Here is a 17,819-nt window from a genome sequence, read left to right on the forward strand (position 1 = left end):
CCTTGAGCCAGACCGGAAAATCCATTCTGTTAGTGGATGACGATCAGGAAATTCGCGAACTGCTGGAAGCCTACCTGAGCCGCGCCGGCTTCCAGGTGCGCACCGTCGCTGACGGCGCCGGCTTTCGCGCGGCGCTGGGGGAGGAGAGCGCCGACCTGCTGATTCTCGACGTCATGCTGCCCGACGAAGACGGCTTCAGCCTGTGCCGTTGGGTGCGCCAACACCCGCGCCTGGCCCAGGTGCCGATCATCATGCTGACCGCCAGCTCCGACGAAGCCGACCGCGTGATCGGCCTGGAATTGGGCGCTGACGACTACCTCGGCAAACCCTTCAGCCCCCGCGAACTGCAAGCGCGCATCAAAGCCCTGCTGCGCCGCGCCCAGTTCGGCCAGGAACGCAGCCGCGTCGAGGTGCTGGCCTTTGATGAATGGCGCCTGGACATGATCAGCCATCGCCTGTTTCACCTCGACGGCGAAGAAGTGTTTCTCTCCGGCGCCGACTTCGCCTTGCTCAAGCTGTTCCTCGATCACCCGCAACAAATTCTCGACCGCGACACCATCGGCAACGCCACCCGTGGCCGCGAGCCGATGCCGCTGGATCGCATCGTCGACATGGCCGTCAGCCGCTTGCGCCAACGCCTGCGCGACACCGGCAAAGCGCCGCGCCTGATCCGCACCGTGCGCGGTTCCGGCTACCTGCTGGCGGCCAACGTGACGCCGCACAATGCTGCCTAACCCGGCGCCGACGCCACCGAAACCCTGGTATCAGCGCTGGTTCGGCTGGGTGCCGGTGCCGCGCTCCTTGCTCGGGCGCATGTTGCTGCTGACGCTGCTGGCGGTGTTGATGGCGCAAAGCTTGTCGAGCGTGATCTGGCTGTCACAACTGCGCGCCACGCAACTGGAAGGCCTGGTGACCAGCGCCCGCAGCCTGGCGCATTCGATGTCGGCCAGCGTCAGTTACCTGCGCTCATTGCCGCTGGCCTACCGGCCGCTGGTGCTGGATCAGTTGCGCAGCATGGGCGGCACGCGCTTTGTGGTCACCCTTAACGACAAGCCGCTGGACATGCGCGTGCTGCCGCCAACGCCGCGCAAAACGGCGGTGCTCGAATCGGTGCACGACGTGCTGCGCGAAGCCATGGGCAGCGACCCCGACATTCTGGTGACCTTCGTCAGCCCCGACGATCTACGTATCTTCAATGGCGGCCTGAAACTCGACGAACTGCCGCGCTCCTGGGCGCATTACGCGCTGACCCTGGAACCGGTGAAACCGCCGGTGCTGGTCACGCAAATCCAGATGGCGCCAGGCGAATGGCTGTACATCGCCTCCTTGTTGCCCGAGCCCTACACCAGCCTGGAAGAAGAAGGCCTGCCGGCGCAGCAGGTGTGGTTCATCTTCCTCACCAGCAGCTTTTTGCTGCTGTTTATCGGCGTGCTGGTGCACTGGCAAAGCCGTCCGCTTAAACGCTTGGCCCGGGCCGCGCGCGACATGTCGCTGGGCGCCGCCGAAGTGCGGCCGGTGGCGGAGGGCGGGGGCAGTGAAGTGGTGGAAGTGGGCCGCGCCTTTAACGCCATGCGCGAACGCATCAGCCGTTACCTGATCGAACGCAGCCAATTGTTCAGCGCCATTTCCCACGACCTGCGCACGCCCATCACACGCTTGCGCCTGCGCGTGGAATTGCTCGAAGACGAAAAGGTGCAAGCCAAATTCGGCCGCGACCTGGACGACCTGGAAATGTTGGTCAAAGGCGCGTTGCAGTGCGTGAAAGACACCGACATCCACGAAAACATCGAGCCGGTCGACCTCAACCTCGCGCTCGACTGCCTAATCGAACCGTACCTGCCGCCCCAAGGCAACGGCCGCGTCAGCCTCAACGGCCGCGCGCTGGCGGCCTATGCTGGCAAGCCGCTGGCGCTGCGCCGCTGCATGGGCAACCTGATCGACAACGCCCTCAAATACGGCAACAAAGCGCACCTGCACATTGAAGACAACGACAGCGCGTTCATTCTGCACGTGGATGACGAAGGCCCCGGCGTGCCGGAGCAGCGCCTGGAGCAAGTGTTCGAGCCGCACTTTCGCCTGTCTGGCAAGCAGCAGGGCTACGGGTTGGGCTTGGGCATCGCGCGCAACATTGCCCATAGCCACGGCGGTGAAGTGACCCTGCAAAACCTGCGCGAAGGCGGCTTGCGCGTGACCTTGTACCTGCCGCGTTTCGCCGACTAATCAGAACTCAGCGACGATCTGCCCGAGCATTTCCATGGCCCGCTCGCTGGCTTCGTCCCACGTGTGGCCGTGGTTCAGGCGCGCGCAATTACCGAAACTGCGTGTGGCCGAAAAGATCGGCCCCGGCGCCAGGCTGATGCCCTGCGCCAACGCCAGTTGGAACAGCTGCAACGAGTCCACCGCCTGGGGAAATTCGAACCATAAAAAATAGCCGCCGCTGGGCCGCGTCACCCGCGTTTCGGCCGGAAAGTGGCGGGCAGCGGAGGCGAGCATGGCGCTCTGCTGCATCTCCAGCGTGTGCCGCAACTTGCGCAAATGGCGGTCGTAGCCGCCGTGTTGCAGGTAATCGGCAATCGCCGCTTGCGCCGGCACGGACGGGGAAATGGTGGTCATCAGCTTCAACCGGCTAATCTTTTCCGCATAACGGCCGCCCGCCACCCAACCCACCCGATAACCCGGCGCCAGGCTTTTCGAAAACGAGCCGCAGTGCATCACCAGCCCGTCGCGGTCGAAACTCTTCACCGGCTTGGGCGGCTGGGTGCCGTAATACAGCTCGGCGTACACGTCGTCCTCAATCAGCGGCACCTGATGCTGGTGCAGCAGCTCATACAGCGCGCGCTTTTTCTCATCGCTCATGCTCGCGCCGAGCGGGTTCTGCAAACTGCTCATAAACCAGCACGCCTTGATCGGCAGCTGCGTCAGGCTGTCGGCCAGGGTTTGCAGATCAATGCCCTCGCGCGGGTGCACCGGAATTTCCACCGCCTTGAGCTTCAAGCGTTCCAGCACCTGCAACGTCGCATAAAAGGCCGGCGCCTCAATGGCCACCAAGTCGCCGGGCTGCGTGACCGTTTGCAAACACAGATTCAACGCCTCCATGGCGCCGTTGGTGATCACCAACTCTTCGAGCCGCAGCATCACGCCGGCCACGCGATAACGCAGAGCAATTTGCCGGCGCAGATCGGGGTTGCCCGACGTCATGTCGGCAATCACCGCATGGGGCGACAGCGCGCGCAGGCTTTGCGCCATCGAGCGCGCCAGGCGGGCGAGGGGGAACAGATGCGGGCTGGGAAACGCCGAGCCGAAGGGCACGGTGTTGGGGTCTTTCAGGGAACCCAGTACCGAGAACACCAACTCGCTGACATCCACCTCGGTGGTATGCGCCGCACGCGGACTGATCTGCGCCTCGGGCAGGGGGCGTTTGGCGTGTTCACGCACGAAGTAACCGGAACGGGCGCGCGCCTGAATCAGGCCGCGATCTTCGAGCAGGTAATAGGCCTGAAACACTGTGGAAGGACTGACCCCATAGGTGCGACTGGCATGGCGCACCGACGGCACTTTTTCGCCGGCAGCGAGCACACCGGAGCGGATCAGTTCGGCGATTTCATCGGCGAATTTTTCGTAGCGTTTCATCGAATCCTGCGCGGGCTTGGGCGGGAGGGCAGGGAGGGGACTTTACGGGAAGGGGTGGGGGCATGGCGATGGGGTCTGTTTTGAAGAGCTTCGCGAGCAAGCTCTGGGGTAGATCAAAAACATCGCGGCTAAAGCCGCTCCCACAGGTTTTCGCGTTCTGTGGGAGCGGCTTTAGCCGCGATTCCTGCACAAGGCGATATCAAACCGTACGCGCTCCCTCTCCCGCGTGCGGGAGAGGGCTGGGGTGAGGGGCTTTTAATCAGCGATTCACCGGCGCCACAAACGTACTCACCCCCGCCACACGACTGCCCGGCACATCCACATCCTTCAACTCAAAATGCACTTTCTCGGAAATACTCGCCGGCCGCTCCGCTGTCAGCACCACGCTCAGTGGCACGTCGGTTATCTCGCCCGGCGCCAGTTGCAAGGTGGTGTTGCCGCTGAGTTGGTACGGGCCGTCGCCGGTCAGGGCGAGTTGATAGCGGCGGGTTTGTTGGGTTTTGTTAATGACTTTGACGCTGTAGATGTTTTCGATTTGCCCGGCGCTGTTTTCGCGGAACAGGCCACGGTCGCGGGTGATGTCCAGGGACAGCTGCGGCCGGGCGTCGAGCGCCCAGACAAAGGCGCCGATCATTAGCAGCAACGCGGCGCCGTAGCTGACCAGCCGGGGCCGCAGAAAGCGGGTTTTTTCGCCAGTCAGCGAGCGCTCGGAGCGGTAGCCGATCAGGCCGCGGGCGTAGCCCATTTTGTCCATCACCGAGTCGCAAGCGTCGATGCACGCCCCGCAGCTGATGCAGTCCAGTTGCAGGCCGTCGCGGATGTCGATGCCGGTGGGGCACACCTGTACGCACACGGTGCAGTCGATGCAGTCGCCCAGGCCCACACTTTGCGGCACCACGTCACGGCGGCGGGCGCCACGGCTTTCGCCACGGGCGGCGTCGTAGCTGACCAGCAGGGTGTCTTTGTCGAACATCACGCTTTGAAAGCGCGAGTACGGGCACATGTGCAGGCACACTTTCTCGCGCAGCCAGCCGGCGTTCAGGTAGGTGGCGGCGGTGAAGAAGAACAGCCACGTGGCGCTGCCGCTGTCGAGGCTGAAAGTCATCAGCTCAGTGGTGAGGTCGCGCACCGGCACGAAGTAGCCGATAAAGCCGACCGCCGTTGCCAAACTGATGGCCAACCACAAACCGTGCTTGGCGCTGCGCCGCAGCAGTTTGTTGGCCGACCATGGCGCGGCGTCGAGTTTGATCCGTTGGCTACGATCACCCTCGGTGACTTTTTCCGCCCACATAAACACCCACGTCCACACGCTTTGCGGGCAGGTGTAGCCGCACCAAACGCGGCCGGCGAATACGGTGATGGCGAACAGGCCAAAGGCGGCAATGATCAGCAGCGCCGACAGCAGAATGAAATCCTGCGGCCAGAAGGTGGCGCCGAAGATGTAAAAGCGCTGGCCGGACAAATCCCAGAGCACCGCCTGGCGACCGCCCCAGTTCAGCCACGCGGTGCCGAAGAAAATCAGGAACAGCAGCCCCGCGCCGTACAGGCGCAAGTTGCGAAACAGGCCGGTGAAGGCACGGGTATGGATCGGCCCGCCGGCTTGCGCCGGGGTCAGCCGCAATGGCTGGCGCGGGTCAATGGTTTCAAGCAGTTGCGCGGGAATACGGTCGGTCATGGCTGGCCCCATCAGGCTCTTTTCCAGGCGTGGCCATGATGGGGCGGCATCTGCTCCGATAACAGACTCAGGTTTAGCGGAAAAAACCGGATCAGATGGGTTTCGCTCAGCTCAGTTCGAGCCAGATCGGGGCGTGGTCGGAAGGCTTTTCCATGCCGCGCAGGTCGTAGTCGATGCCAGCGTCTTTGAGGCGGCTCAGCAGCGGGGCGCTGGCCAGAATCACGTCGATGCGCAGGCCGCGTTTGGGTTCGTCTTCAAAACCACGGCTGCGGTAGTCGAACCAGCTGAAGCGGTCGTTCACCTCCGGGTGCAGGTGTCGGAAGGAATCCACCAGGCCCCAGCCTTTCAAGGTTTCCAGCCATTCGCGCTCTTCCGGCAGGAAGCTGCACTTGCCGGTTTTTAGCCAGCGCAGTCGGTTCACGTCGCCAATGCCGATGTCGCAGTCTTGCGGGGAAATATTGATGTCGCCCATCACCACCACCGCCTGGTCCGGCGAGAACTGCGTGGTGAGCAGGGTTTGCAGGTCGGCGTAGAAACGCTGTTTGGCCGGGAATTTGGTCGGATGGTCGCGGCTTTCGCCTTGGGGGAAATAGCCGTTCATCACGGTGACGGGCTGGCCGTTTTCGTCGGCAAAGGTTCCGTAAATGAAACGGCGCTGGGCGTCTTCTTCGTCGCCGGGGAAGCCTTTGTGCAGCGACAGCGGCGCCTGGCGCGAAAGCAGGGCGACACCGTAATGGCCTTTCTGCCCGTGCCAGCTCACGTGGTAACCCAGGGCTTCAATTTCAGCGAAAGGAAATTGCTCGTCCGCCACTTTGGTTTCCTGCAGGCCGATGACGTCGGGCTGGTGTTTTTCGATCAACGCCGCCAACTGATGAGGGCGGGCGCGCAGGCCGTTGATGTTGAAGGAAACGATCTTCATGGGCGGCAAGTTCTCTTTATGGCGGTCTAGACGGGCGGACAACAAAGCCTGCGATGCTAGCCCATGGCTGGCCTGCGAACCAGCGCGGCGGCGTGTGGCAGGGCAGCGGCTCTGCTGCTAACGTGAGGTCGGTCTAACGCAATAAACGCCCGATAAAACCAACAATAAAAAACCGCCTGGAGCCCGCGCCATTTGTGCGTTTGCGCCAAGGCAGGTGAACCGAGGTACCGTGCATGCCTTCGTCTGTTGCCCTTCCCGCTGCCGAGGTGCGTTTACTCGACAGCAGCTTTGTTCGCGAAGCCCGTTCCTTGCTGTATCACGCCTACCGCCACGAGCCGACGTTCGGCTATCTGTTTGAATCCGAACGCCCCGGTTACGACCAACGCGTACGCGCCACCGTGCGCGAACTGGTGCAGCGGCATTTTCTCGAAGACTTGCCCGCCATTGGCCTGGTGATCAACGACCGGCTGGTGGCCTTGGCCTTGATCGCGCCGCCACAGCGCCGGCTCGACATCACCGAAAGCTGGGGCTGGCGCCTGCGCATGTTGCTGACCACCGGACTGCGCTGCACCAAACGTTACCTGCACTACCACGACGCGGTGCTCGCCTGCCTGCCGCCGGGGCAATACCACGTGCTGCCATTGCTGGGCGTGCACCCGGAATTTCAGGGCAAACACTTGGGCGAACAATTGCTCGAAGCCCTGCACGACTGGTGCGCCAGCGACGAAACATCCCTCGGCGTGGTGCTCGACACCGGCAACCCGCGCTACCTGGATTTCTACAAACGCCAAGGTTACGAAGAAATTGGCGAAGTGGCCGTGGGACCGATTCACGAGCATGTGTTCTTCCACGCCAACCCCCAGCAGATCGCCCTCGCCAGCGCTTGAAACGAGCCGCCACCGTGGCGCCCGCCCGCTCTGGAACGGGCGGGCGCCCGTGTTAGCATCGGTGCCCATGACTTTTCACGCATCAATCGGGCTGGCGTTGGCGCTGCTGCTCACGGCCACCACCGCCCTCGCGCAAACCCAGCTGAGCGTGCGCATCAAGCCGGCCAACCCGGCGCTCAAAGCCAACGTCAGCGGCTATGTGGGCGATCTGGGCGAGCGCGACGAACCGGCCTTGCAGCGCTTCAGCCGCGGCGCCGAAGTGCAGGCACGCAAGGCTGCCGAGGCGTTGGGCTATTACCAGGCAACCATCAGCAGCGAGGTCGACCGCAACGACCGCGGCCCGCGCCTGATCCTGCGCATCGAACCCGGCGAGCCGGTTCACATACGCAACGTGACGGTGCGTATCGACGGCCCCGCCGCGCAATTGCCCGCCTTTCGCGTACCGGCCAGCAGCGAGCTGCGCAGCGGCGCGGTGCTTAATCACGGTCACTACGAAGATGCCAAACGGCTGATCCAGAACCAGGCCTCGCGCTATGGCTTTTTCAGCGGCCGTTTCACCTCGCAACGCATGGCCATCGACCCGGTAGCCGGCGTGGCAGATATCGAGCTGATCTACGCCAGCGGCCCGCGCTATTACTTCGGCCCCAGCCAATTCAGCGGCGACCAGACCTTCGACGAACAACTGCTGCAACGCATGGTGCCGTTCAAACCGGGCACCGCCTATGACGCCGACCTCATCGCCAAGCTCTATCAAAACCTGCAAGGCAGCGGCTACTTCGACAGCGTGCGGGTGGATGCCGCGCCGGTTCAGGGCAGCGGCGAGCAGGTGCCGGTGAAGATAGGCCTGGTCTCCCGTGAACCGCGCACCGTCGGCATCGGCTTGGGTTTTTCCACAGACGTTGGGCCGCGCGCGCGCTTCAACTGGACGCGCCACTGGGCCAACGCGCAAGGACACAGCTACGGCACGGAAATGGAAATATCCGCGCCTCGGCAAAACATCGGCCTGTGGTACGACATTCCCGGCAACCCGCCGCTGACCGACAAAACCCGTTGGGCCGGCGGCTACCAATACGAAGAACTGGCCAACACCGATAGCCTCAGCCGCCTGCTCACCGTCGGCCCGGAGTGGCACAGCAAACTCGACAGCGGCTGGCAGCAAGTGCTCTCGCTCAAGCTGCAACGCGAGGAATATCGGCTGGGCAGCGACAACGGCCTGAGCACGTTATTGATGCCTGGCGTCAGTTATTCCTACCTGCACAGCGACAACGCCATCGACCCCGCCAACGGCTACCGCTTGCAGTTCGAAGCGTCGGTGGCGAAAGACGGGCTGATCTCCGACAGCAACCTTATTTACGGCACGGCGCTGGCCAAAGGCCTGACCACGCTGTGGGACAAGCACCGTTTTCTCGGCCGCATTCAATTCGGCGGCAGCGCCACTGACGACTACAAAGCAGTGCCGCCGTCGTTACGCTTTTTTGCCGGTGGCGACCAAAGCGTGCGCGGTTACGACTACCAGTCGCTGTCGCCGGAAAACAATGAGGGCGACCGCATCGGCGGCCGCTATCTGGTGGCCGGCAGCGTGGAATACCAATACGCCTTCGCCGAGCGCTGGCGCTGGGCAACCTTTGTTGACCAAGGCAACGCCTTTCAGAATCTGGAAATACCCACCCTGAAAACCGGCGTCGGCATGGGTGTGCGCTGGATTTCGCCGGTGGGGCCAATCCGCCTGGACCTCGCCCGGGCGCTGGATGACGACGGCGGCTTTCGCCTGCATTTCTCCATGGGGCCGGAGCTGTGAGGGTGCTCAAGCGTGCGGTCGGCGCGCTGCTCGCCGTGGTGCTGAGCACGGTGCTGGTGGCGGCGGTAGTGCTTGGCACCGAGGGCGGCAGTCGCTGGCTAGTGACGAAAATTCCGGGCGTGCAGGTGGACGCCTTCGAAGGCCGCCTGGGCGGCGCCTGGCGTGCGGCGAGCGTGGTGTGGCAGCAGCAGAAGGATGAGGTGGCGCTGACGGACGTGAGCGTCGAGTGGTCGCCGTCGTGCTTACTCCGGCTGACCCTGTGCATCGACCAACTTCACGCCCAGCAATTGACCCTGCAATTTGCCAGCAGCGAGAGCAGCGACGACACGCCCTTGGCGTTGCCGGCACTGAACCTGCCGGTGTCGCTGCAACTGGGCGATATCCAAGTGGGCAGCATTGTTTACAACGGCGGCGAGCAGGCGAGCCAGCTGGCGCTGGTGGCGCACTGGAACGCGGGCGGCTTGCAGATCGAACGCTTGCAGGGCGCCAGCAGTGGCGTGGCGCTAGACATACACGGCTCGCTCGACCCCAACGGCCAGTGGCCGCTGAAGCTGGAGGGCACGGTGCAACTGCCGGCCCCCGATGCGCAGCGCTGGGATCTGGCGGTTAAGGTTGAGGGCGAGCTGCAAAACAGCCTGGCGGTGACGGCCGTCAGCTCCGGCTACCTGACGGCAACGCTCAAGGGCCGCGTGCAGCCGTTGGCCGATGGCCTGCCGGCACAGGCGCAGATCAGCGCTGAGCAATTTGCGGCCTACGCGGATATGCCTGCGCTAAAGACCATCGAACTGAGCGCGGCCGGCACGCTGAGTGCCGGTTATCAAGTGAACGGCACGGCGGCGCTGGCGGCGCAGAACGGCGATATTCCGCTGACCCTGGCCGGGCTCGTCACCGCCAGTGGCGCCGATATCCAAGCCCTGACGTTGCAAGCGGCGGACAACCAGCACGTCACCGTCAATGGCCGCCTGGATTGGCAAGACGCCTTTACCGCCGACGCCGACTTCACCTGGCTGGACTTCCCCTGGCGCCGCCTGTTGCCCGAGGTGGAGGAGCCCGCCGTCACGCTGCACACCTTGGCCGGGCAGGTGCATTTTCAGGACGGCAACTACCTTGGCCATTTCGCCGCCGAGCTCAACGGGCCGGCCGGCGCGTTCAGCCTGAGCAGCCCGGTGAGTGGCGACCTCAGTCAGGTGCATTTAGTCAGCCTGCAACTGCAAGCCGGGCAGGGCAAAGCCGAAGGGCAGGTGACCCTGGGTTTTGTCGATGGCATTCGCTGGGACAGCCGCTTGCAGCTCAGCCAGCTCGACCCCGCCTATTGGCTGGCCGAGCTGCCCGGCACACTCGGCGGCACCTTGGTCAGCCAGGGCGAATACCGCGAGCAGCTGAAGCTGACTGCCGACCTCGACCTCAACGGTCGCCTGCGCGGCCAACCCGCCGTGGTTCAGGTGCAAGCGGCTGGCGCCGGTGAACGCTGGAGCGTGGACAAGCTCAACATCCGCCTGGGCGACAACCGCGTGCAGGGGCAGGGCAGCCTTGATCAACGCCTGGCCGGCAAACTGACCCTGGCCATGCCACGCCTCGGTCAACTCTGGCCGCAACTGGCGGGCCAGTTGAATGGCCAGCTCGACCTCGCCGGCAGCCTGCAAGCGCCGCAAGGTCAGCTGAAACTGCGCGGTACCCAGTTGGCCTATCAACAGCAAAAAATCGCCACGCTCGACGTTGCCGGCGCACTCGACAGTCAACAGCGCGGCAACCTGGAACTGACGGGCACGGCGATCAGAAACGGCGACACCGACCTTGGCCGCCTTCACCTGGTCGGCAGCGGCAACCGCCAGCAGCAGCGTGTGGCCCTCGACCTCACTGGTGACAAACTCAAACTGAATATCGCCGCCGACGGCACCCTGGCGCCGAATTTCGACTGGCGTGGACGCATCGCCAGCGGCCGCGTTGAAACGGCCGGGCAGGTGTGGACGCTGCAACAAGCCGCCACGCTGCAACGCTTGGCCAACGGCCAGTTGAGCCTGGGCGCGAACTGTTGGCTGAGTGGTGCGGCCAGCTTGTGTGGCGACGAGCAACGGCTGATGCCCGAACCGCGCTTGCGCTGGCGCCTGCGCGATTTCCCCATGCAAACCCTGGCGCAGTGGTGGCCGGCGGACTTCGCCTGGCAAGGGCAACTCAACGCCGACCTGTCCCTCGACTTGCCCGCCAACGGGCCTAGCGGCGATGTGCGCCTGGACCTGGGTGCCGGCAACTTTCGCGTCCGCGACAACGGTCATTGGCTGGACTTGCCCTACGACCGCTTCCTGCTCACCAGCCAACTGCGCCCGCAACGCATCGACTCGCAGCTGGATTTCCATGGCGCCAAATTGGGCCAGTTGACCCTGCGCGCACAGATCGACCCACGGCCGATGAGCAAGCCGCTGTCCGGCACCTTTGAACTGGCGGGCCTCGACCTCAGCGTGGCGCGGCCCTTTGTCCCCATGGTCGAGCGCCTGAACGGGCATCTGAACGGCAGCGGCACGTTGTCTGGCGGCTTGCTGGCGCCGCAAATCAACGGCCGCTTGCTGATCGAAGACGGCGAGGTGGCGGGCAGCGGATTGCCGGTCAGCGTCCAGGGTTTGAAGGCAGAGGCGTTGATCGTCGGCGAGCGCCTGCAACTGACCAGCAACTGGCGCAGCGGCGAAGCAGGCGAGGGCAGCCTAAGCGGGCAACTGACGTGGAACGCAGGCCTGAATATGGACATGCAACTGCGCGGCAGTCGCCTGCCAGTGATCGTGGAACCGTACGCCAACCTGGAAGTGCACCCGGACCTCAACCTGCGCCTGGCCGATGAACGTCTGGCGGTGCAAGGCAAAGTGCGCGTGCCCCGTGGCGCCATCGAAATTCGCCAGTTGCCGCCGTCAACTGTGAAGGTTTCTGACGATGCGCAAGTGGTCGGCGTGCACGACCCCGAAGCGCGGCAAACGCAGGCCATGGCGATGGATATCGACATTGACGTAGGTGCCGCCGAAGGCGAGCCGCCGCTGACCTTCAGTGGTTTTGGCCTGACTGCCGAACTGGGCGGGCGCCTGCACATGGGCGACAACCTCGACACACGCGGCGAGCTGACGCTGAAAAAAGGCCGTTACCGCGCCTACGGCCAGCGCCTGAACCTGCGCCGCGCACGGCTGCTGTTTGCCGGGCCGATTGACCAGCCGTACCTCGACGTCGAGGCGGTGCGCCAGGTCGACAGCGTGACGGCCGGCCTGCGCATCAGCGGCAACGCCGAGCAGCCGACCACGGAAGTGTTTTCCGAACCGGCCACGAGTCAGCAGCAGGCGCTGTCGTATCTGGTACTGGGACGCCCGGCCAGCAGCGGCAGCGGCGACAACAATATGCTCGCCGAAGCGGCGTTGGGCCTGGGCTTGATGGGCAGCTCATCGGTGACCACGGAAATGGCGCAGCGCCTGGGCATCAGCGACTTCCAGCTCGACACTGGCGGCAGCGGCGCGACCACCAGCGTCGTCGCCAGCGGCAATCTGTCTGAACGTCTGAGCCTTCGTTACGGCGTTGGCGTGTTCGAGCCAGCGAGCACCATCGCCCTGCGCTACGAACTGACCAAACGGGTGTACGTGGAAGCCGCCAGTGGCCTGGCCAGTTCGCTGGATATTTTCTACAAGCGCGACTTTTTGACCGGCACGTAAAGCAAAGGCCCCCTCACCCCAGCCCTCTCCCGTGAACGGGAGAGGGGGCGAGATGCGATCTACGCCAACAAGCTCAGCCACGCCGAGGCCAGCAACAGCAACGCCATCACCTGATTGAACCGACGCATGCCGGCGTCGGTGCGGCAAAAGCGCGTCACGCCCCGGCCCAACGCCGCCCACACGCCGAGGCACGGAATCGCGACCAGAAAGAACAGCAAGGCCAGCAGCGCCACGCGGCTGGTTTTGTCCGGCGCATGGGCGGCAAACACCCCAACCACCGCCAGCGCCATCATCCAGGTTTTCGGATTCACCACCTGCAAACCGGCCGCTGCCGCCATGCTCAGGCGCTTGCCTGGTTGCTGGCGGGCATTGTCCAGACCCACCGCCGGGCTGCGGAAAATCTGCCAGGCCAGGTAGCTCAGCCAGGCAATGCCCGCCCACGCCATCGCTTGCTGCACAAGCGGATGGCGAGTCAGCGCATCGCCAATGCCCACACCCACCAGCAACACCAACAGGGCCGCACTGGCGCAGGCGGCCAGCACCAAGGGCACGGCCGCGAGCAGACCAAAGCGGGCGCTGTTACTGAGCACCAACAGGTTGGTGGGGCCAGGCGTTATGGAGGCGACGAGGGCGAAAAGCAGAAAGGGCAGCAAGTCCACGATGGGCTCCAGGCGGATTCAGGAGCCGTAAGGGTTGCAGGCGGGCGAGGTTCAGTCTGGATGATTTGTGCAGCGCTTGCGGTAGTCCGCCGGGGTCAGCCGATACGCCCGACGGAACCAGCGGCCGAGATGACTTTGGTCGGCAAAACCAAGGGCGCTGGCCACCTGGGCGGGCGTTTCGCCCCGAGCCAGCAGGTGCCGGGCTTTGCTCAGGCGCAACTGAATGAGATAGGCATGGGGCGCCATGCCAAACGCGACCTTGAACGCGCGGCTGAGGCGGAAACGGTCGACACCGCTGATGCGCGCCAGGTCGTCCAGCCCGATGTCGTCGTGCACATGGGCATGTAAATAATCCCGCGCCCGCTGCGCCACCAGCGGCAAGCGCGGGTCGAGGCCTTGCGGCTTGCGCCAATGCAAATGCGCGGTCATTTGCCCGAGCAGATCATCCAGCGCCGTCTGCCGCACGATGCGCAATTCGTTGCCATGCAACGCCTGGAACGCATTCAGCGTGGCCTGGGCCAGCGGCCGGTCGCCGATCAACGTTTGCTCGAACCCCGGCTGGCAATCGCTGGGCGCCTGCTCGAACAGGGCGTGCAGCTCGCGCTCCAGCCACTGCGGGTCGAGATAGAGCATGGAATAGGTGAAGCCTTCCTCGGACGGCGCGGTGCCGTCATGAATCTCGCCGGGCTCGAGCATAAACACCTGGCCGGGGGTGCTGTTGTGGCGCTGCTGGCGGCAACTGAACTGCTGCACTCCTTGCTCGGTGACGCCGATCAGGTAGCTGTCGTGCCAGTGCGGGTCGTAGGCATGGCCCCGGAAATGCGCGCGGATGGTCTCGATGCCGGTGTCGGCGTCTTGGCTGAGATCGATCCAGTTGCTATCGGCCATGGCGGGGGGACCAGACAGGAGGAGGGGTGAGTCAGTATGCCAAGGTGGGAAATGGGCGTCTGGAAGTTTTGTGCAGTGGGTTTGGATGGCGGCAGCGGCCGGAATCGCATCGCGGCTAAAGCCGCTCCCACAGAAATCGCACAACCTATAGGAGCGGCTGGGCGGCATTCCGCTTTAGCCGCGAGATTTCGATCTACTGCATTTGGCGTTCAGCTCACGCAGTAATGAATGAAGACTCAAAACTGAGCCAGACGTGGAACTCTGGATCCCCGCCTGCGCGGGGATGACGGTGGATTGTCCAAACACCTCTGTCATCCTCGCGAACGCGGGGATCCAGAATTTCAAGCCGTACACGGTAGATCCGCGCAGGTATTCATTACCGCACGCGCTGAACGTTTTGTTTCGCGCCCAGTGGCACAACGGACACCACCCGTCACCCTCACCGAACAGCCGTCGACGTCGCCGCGTTAAACCACCCCTTCACATAACACGTCGACACCAACGACGTATCACACCGCCCGTTCGTCAACGCCTCACGCAATTTGTCCACGTCCGCCCGCTCCACATAGCGGCGCGCATCGTCCATGTCGTCGGCCTGCCCATAGCCGCCGTTGAGCATTTCGCTCAGGGCTTCCTGTTTGCTCCAGCCTTGAATCACCGTGCGGAACATCGCGCCCATCAGGCCAGTGCGGTCGCTGCCGTGTTTGCAGTGCATCAGCACCGGGCCGCGGGTTTCGGCCAGTTGCAGGGTGTTGAGCACGCGCAGTACGTCGGCGTCGTTTACGCGGTCGGCGTGCAGGGGAATGCTGATTAAGGTGATGCCGCTGTTGCCTAGCCACTGGCGGTCGTCTTCCTTGCTCAGGCTGACCACGGTGCGCAATTGCAGCTGTTCTAGCACCGCCAGGTTTTGCGGCTTGGGCAGGGCGCTGCGGTAGAGGGTGGGGGACATTTCGAAGAGTTTGAAACTGCTGTCTACCGGCCGCGCCCAGGTTTCGTTTTGCGCGGCGCTGAATACTTCAACCGGCGCGGCCTGGGCGTGGCGGAAATGGACGAGCAGCCCCACGCCCACCAGCGCGATAAACCCCGCAACAGCAACCACCAGACGATAAGACGTACGCATGAAAGCCCCTCAAGTAAGGGCACCCATGCTAGGAATCGGCCGGTGAAGCGTTGATCAAATCGATGTGAAAAAACGGTGAAAGGCGAGGCGTTTTATTGCGTGCGCGAGCCGCCGAAATAGGCGCAGCCGCGTTCTACTTTGCCATTGCTGCGCAGCTCGGCGGACAGAAACTGCACGGCGCCGGTGGCGCTGTCGACGCAGCGTTGCGGGGCCACCCACAGCTCTATGCGCAAGCCGTTGGCTTCGCTGGTGAGGTTGAAGCGGCCGTTGGGCAATTGTTCTTCCAAATAGGGCAGGGCCAACGGTTCCTGGTTGGGACGCTCGAGCACCATGCCTTTGGCGTTGACGCTCACGCTCCAGTCCGGCTCGTGGCCGCTGGCGCGCAGCATTTGGCGTTTGAAGTTGGGGTCGTCGCAGCCGTGGCCTTCACGTTGCACGCGGTACAGGCGGGTGAGGTTCAGTTGGCCGTCGGTGCCGGCCACGGGGCTGGCGCCGAGGTTGCCGCTGACGTCGGCGAACAGGGTGGCGTCGCGGGTGTCGAGCAGGGCGGCGGACTCTTGCAGCAGGCCGGTGTTGCCGCTGTCGTTGATGACGAAGCGGCGCTGTTCCTGGCACGGGCGCAGCAGCAGCTTGCCGTTGCTGACGCTTAGTTCGCCCTGCATGCGGGTGCCGGGCGAGACCGAGTGTTTCGTCCTGTTGGTCAAACATGGCGCAACTGGCGAACAGGGGCAGCAGGGCAAACAGCAGAGGGCGAACGGCGCGCATCGGGAGGGTCTCCTGGAAAGTGCGGCCACGTTACCCATGGGTCTGCGTTGGCACAAGAGCGGAGCGCGGATTGAAAAGCATCGAGGCTGAAGCCTCTCCTACAGAAAACTGGGGGCTTCAGCATCGTGGGGCCCGTCACTCACCCGACGGTATAAACCTGCCCGGTTTGCTTGCCTTCCACGCTTTTCGAGTAGGCCAGAGAAACGTCCGCTGCCGGCACCGGCTTGAAGCCACGGAAGAACGGGCCGTAGCTGTCCATGGATTCCACCAGCACGTTGGGGCTGACTACGTTCACGCGCAGGCCGCGCGGCAGTTCGATGGCGGCGGCTTTGACGAAGCTATTGAGTGCGCCGTTAACCATGCTGGCCGAGGCGCCGGCAACGATGGGGTCGTCGCTGAGGATGCCGGAGGTGAAGGTGAACGAGCCGCCGTCGTTGATGAATTCGCGGCCGATTAGCAGCAGGTTTACCTGGCCCATCAGCTTGTCGTTCAGGCCGATGGCGAACTGCTCGGCTTGGAGGTCGGCCAGCGCGCCGAAGTGCACGGAACCGGTGGTGCTGACCAGCGCATCGAAGCGGCCGGTTTGTTCGAACAACTGGCGGATGGAGGCGGCGTCGCGGATGTCGACCTGGAAGTCGCCGCTACTGCGACCGACGCGAATCACTTCATGGCGCTCGGCCAGTTCACGTTCAACGGCTTGGCCAATGGTGCCGCTGGCACCGATCAGGATAATTTTCATGGCACTGCTCCTCGGGGGTGGGTGTGGGACGCAGTGTAGGACGGCAGTTTGTAAGCGATAATCCGTCTAATTGGAAACCTTTGGTTCTCGCTGGGAAACAATCGCCATGAGTGAAATGGATGATCTGGCGGCCTTCGCCACGCTGGTGGAGGCCGGCAGCTTTACCGCCGCCGCGCTGCGGTTGGGGTGCAGCAAGGGGCAGCTGTCCAAGCGTATTGGCTTGCTGGAGCAGGGCTTGGGCATCAGCTTGCTGCACCGCACCACACGGCGATTGTCGCTGACCGCTGCGGGCGCAGCCTTGTTGCCGGAAGCGCAGGCGTTGGTGGCGCAAGCGACGCGGGCGCGGCAGACCCTGGCGCGCTTGCAGGAAGAGGCGAGCGGCGTGGTGCGCATTACAGCGCCGGTGTCGCTGGGCGATACCTTTTTCGACGCCCTGCAACTGGAGTTCGCCCGCGCCTATCCGCACATTCGCATCGAGCTGGAGCTGAGCAACAGCTACCGCGATCTGGTTGCCGATGGTTTCGACCTGGCCATTCGCAGCGGCGAGCAGAGTGATGATCGCCTGGTGGCGCGGCCGTTGTTGTCGATGCAGGAACTGACCTGCGCCAGCCCGGCGTACCTGGCGGCCCACGGCCAAGTGCGCGAGCCGCAGGCGTTGAGTGAGCAGGTGTGCTTGCTCAACAGCCACTACAGCGGCGCCGAGGAGTGGCTGTACCACCGCCAGCATGAGTTAACCCGTGTGCAAGTAAACGGCCCGTTTGCCAGCAACCACTACAGCTTGCTGAAAAAAGCCTGCCTGGGCGGGGCGGGGATTGCGCGGTTGCCCTCGTACCTGGTGCATCAGGAATTGCTCGACGGCACGCTGGTGTGGCTGCTGCGCGATTACCAGACGCGCATCAGCCCGGTGTTTCTGGTGCATGCCTATCAGCACGGGCTGCCCAAGCGCACGCAGGTGTTGGCGGATTATTTGTTGGCGTGGTTTGAAGAGCGGCGGGGGGAGTTGGATCGGTTGACGACCGTGGCGCCTTAACGTCCCCCCTCACCCCAACCCTCTCCCGC

13 protein-coding genes and 1 pseudogene are annotated in these 17,819 nt (G+C 63.8%); 6 read left to right on the top strand and 8 right to left on the bottom strand.

Features of this window, described 5'->3' with window-relative positions; translation table 11 throughout:
- Positions 1 to 2: 2 nt before the first annotated feature.
- Together ACZZZP_RS08300 and ACZZZP_RS08305 are read left to right on the top strand one after the other, a co-directional pair.
- Positions 3 to 734, top strand: a complete 732-nt coding sequence (locus ACZZZP_RS08300; RefSeq protein ID WP_122497762.1) for a response regulator transcription factor — start codon at positions 3 to 5, stop codon at positions 732 to 734.
- Positions 735 to 813: 79 nt separating this feature from the next.
- Positions 814 to 2,220 carry an ATP-binding protein gene (locus ACZZZP_RS08305; RefSeq protein WP_463384675.1) on the top strand — a complete coding sequence of 469 codons (1,407 nt, stop codon included), beginning with the start codon at positions 814 to 816 and terminating at the stop codon, positions 2,218 to 2,220.
- On the opposite strand, the gene mapR is transcribed toward ACZZZP_RS08305, so the two are convergent.
- From mapR to xthA, 3 genes are all read right to left on the bottom strand, one after another.
- Positions 2,221 to 3,630: a GntR family transcriptional regulator MpaR gene (gene mapR / locus ACZZZP_RS08310; protein ID WP_463382389.1), complete on the bottom strand. Its 1,410-nt coding sequence runs from the start codon at positions 3,628 to 3,630 to the stop codon at positions 2,221 to 2,223. It abuts the gene before it with no gap.
- A gap of 259 nt (positions 3,631 to 3,889) precedes the next feature.
- Positions 3,890 to 5,305 (bottom strand): cytochrome c oxidase accessory protein CcoG, encoded by a 1,416-nt coding sequence (gene ccoG, locus ACZZZP_RS08315; protein ID WP_463382390.1) that lies wholly within the window; start codon positions 5,303 to 5,305, stop codon positions 3,890 to 3,892.
- A gap of 106 nt (positions 5,306 to 5,411) precedes the next feature.
- The gene (gene xthA, locus ACZZZP_RS08320) at positions 5,412 to 6,224 is read right to left on the bottom strand and encodes an exodeoxyribonuclease III (protein ID WP_463382391.1); all 813 of its coding nucleotides are present in this window, start codon (positions 6,222 to 6,224) and stop codon (positions 5,412 to 5,414) included.
- Positions 6,225 to 6,457: 233 nt separating this feature from the next.
- Between xthA and ACZZZP_RS08325 the strand changes: the two genes are divergently transcribed.
- From ACZZZP_RS08325 to ACZZZP_RS08335, 3 genes are all read left to right on the top strand, one after another.
- Positions 6,458 to 7,111, top strand: a complete 654-nt coding sequence (locus ACZZZP_RS08325) for a GNAT family N-acetyltransferase (RefSeq protein ID WP_463382392.1) — start codon at positions 6,458 to 6,460, stop codon at positions 7,109 to 7,111.
- 67 nt (positions 7,112 to 7,178) lie between these two features.
- On the top strand, positions 7,179 to 8,909 hold the full coding sequence (locus tag ACZZZP_RS08330; protein ID WP_463536435.1) for an autotransporter assembly complex protein TamA: 1,731 nt from the start codon (positions 7,179 to 7,181) through the stop codon (positions 8,907 to 8,909).
- Positions 8,906 to 12,589 carry a translocation/assembly module TamB domain-containing protein gene (locus ACZZZP_RS08335; RefSeq protein ID WP_463536436.1) on the top strand — a complete coding sequence of 1,228 codons (3,684 nt, stop codon included), beginning with the start codon at positions 8,906 to 8,908 and terminating at the stop codon, positions 12,587 to 12,589. Before ACZZZP_RS08330 ends, ACZZZP_RS08335 begins: the two co-directional genes overlap by 4 nt.
- 59 nt (positions 12,590 to 12,648) lie before the next feature.
- On the opposite strand, the gene ACZZZP_RS08340 is transcribed toward ACZZZP_RS08335, so the two are convergent.
- From ACZZZP_RS08340 to ACZZZP_RS08360, 5 genes and pseudogenes are all read right to left on the bottom strand, one after another.
- Positions 12,649 to 13,251: a LysE family translocator gene (locus ACZZZP_RS08340; protein ID WP_122497774.1), complete on the bottom strand. Its 603-nt coding sequence runs from the start codon at positions 13,249 to 13,251 to the stop codon at positions 12,649 to 12,651.
- Positions 13,252 to 13,299: 48 nt separating this feature from the next.
- Positions 13,300 to 14,136: an AraC family ligand binding domain-containing protein gene (locus ACZZZP_RS08345; protein WP_463382395.1), complete on the bottom strand. Its 837-nt coding sequence runs from the start codon at positions 14,134 to 14,136 to the stop codon at positions 13,300 to 13,302.
- Positions 14,137 to 14,575: 439 nt separating this feature from the next.
- Positions 14,576 to 15,256: a tyrosine-protein phosphatase gene (locus ACZZZP_RS08350; RefSeq protein ID WP_463382396.1), complete on the bottom strand. Its 681-nt coding sequence runs from the start codon at positions 15,254 to 15,256 to the stop codon at positions 14,576 to 14,578.
- Between the two features lie 92 nt (positions 15,257 to 15,348).
- A pseudogene (locus tag ACZZZP_RS08355) lies at positions 15,349 to 16,021 on the bottom strand (COG3650 family protein).
- Between the two features lie 139 nt (positions 16,022 to 16,160).
- Positions 16,161 to 16,760, bottom strand: coding sequence for a short chain dehydrogenase (locus tag ACZZZP_RS08360; RefSeq protein ID WP_463382397.1), 600 nt, complete (start codon positions 16,758 to 16,760; stop codon positions 16,161 to 16,163).
- A gap of 106 nt (positions 16,761 to 16,866) precedes the next feature.
- Here ACZZZP_RS08360 and ACZZZP_RS08365 point away from each other — a divergent pair, with 106 nt between their 5' ends.
- Complete coding sequence (locus tag ACZZZP_RS08365; protein ID WP_463536437.1) at positions 16,867 to 17,790, top strand: LysR family transcriptional regulator; 924 nt, start codon at positions 16,867 to 16,869, stop codon at positions 17,788 to 17,790.
- The last annotated feature ends 29 nt before the right edge of the window (positions 17,791 to 17,819 follow it).

This window comes from Pseudomonas sp. AC211, assembly GCF_979258055.1.

What these genes read in the sequence shown, in the direction of transcription:
- ccoG (WP_463382390.1), bottom strand. Translation starts at nt 5,305, where the DNA reads ATGACCGACCGTATTCCCGCGCAACTGCTTGAAACCATTGACCCGCGC.
- xthA (WP_463382391.1), bottom strand. Translation starts at nt 6,224, where the DNA reads ATGAAGATCGTTTCCTTCAACATCAACGGCCTGCGCGCCCGCCCTCAT.
- ACZZZP_RS08345 (WP_463382395.1), bottom strand. Translation starts at nt 14,136, where the DNA reads ATGGCCGATAGCAACTGGATCGATCTCAGCCAAGACGCCGACACCGGC.
- ACZZZP_RS08360 (WP_463382397.1), bottom strand. Translation starts at nt 16,760, where the DNA reads ATGAAAATTATCCTGATCGGTGCCAGCGGCACCATTGGCCAAGCCGTT.
- ACZZZP_RS08325 (WP_463382392.1), top strand. Translation starts at nt 6,458, where the DNA reads ATGCCTTCGTCTGTTGCCCTTCCCGCTGCCGAGGTGCGTTTACTCGAC.
- ACZZZP_RS08365 (WP_463536437.1), top strand. Translation starts at nt 16,867, where the DNA reads ATGAGTGAAATGGATGATCTGGCGGCCTTCGCCACGCTGGTGGAGGCC.
- ACZZZP_RS08330 (WP_463536435.1), top strand. Translation starts at nt 7,179, where the DNA reads ATGACTTTTCACGCATCAATCGGGCTGGCGTTGGCGCTGCTGCTCACG.
- ACZZZP_RS08305 (WP_463384675.1), top strand. Translation starts at nt 814, where the DNA reads ATGTTGCTGCTGACGCTGCTGGCGGTGTTGATGGCGCAAAGCTTGTCG.
- mapR (WP_463382389.1), bottom strand. Translation starts at nt 3,630, where the DNA reads ATGAAACGCTACGAAAAATTCGCCGATGAAATCGCCGAACTGATCCGC.
- ACZZZP_RS08350 (WP_463382396.1), bottom strand. Translation starts at nt 15,256, where the DNA reads ATGCGTACGTCTTATCGTCTGGTGGTTGCTGTTGCGGGGTTTATCGCG.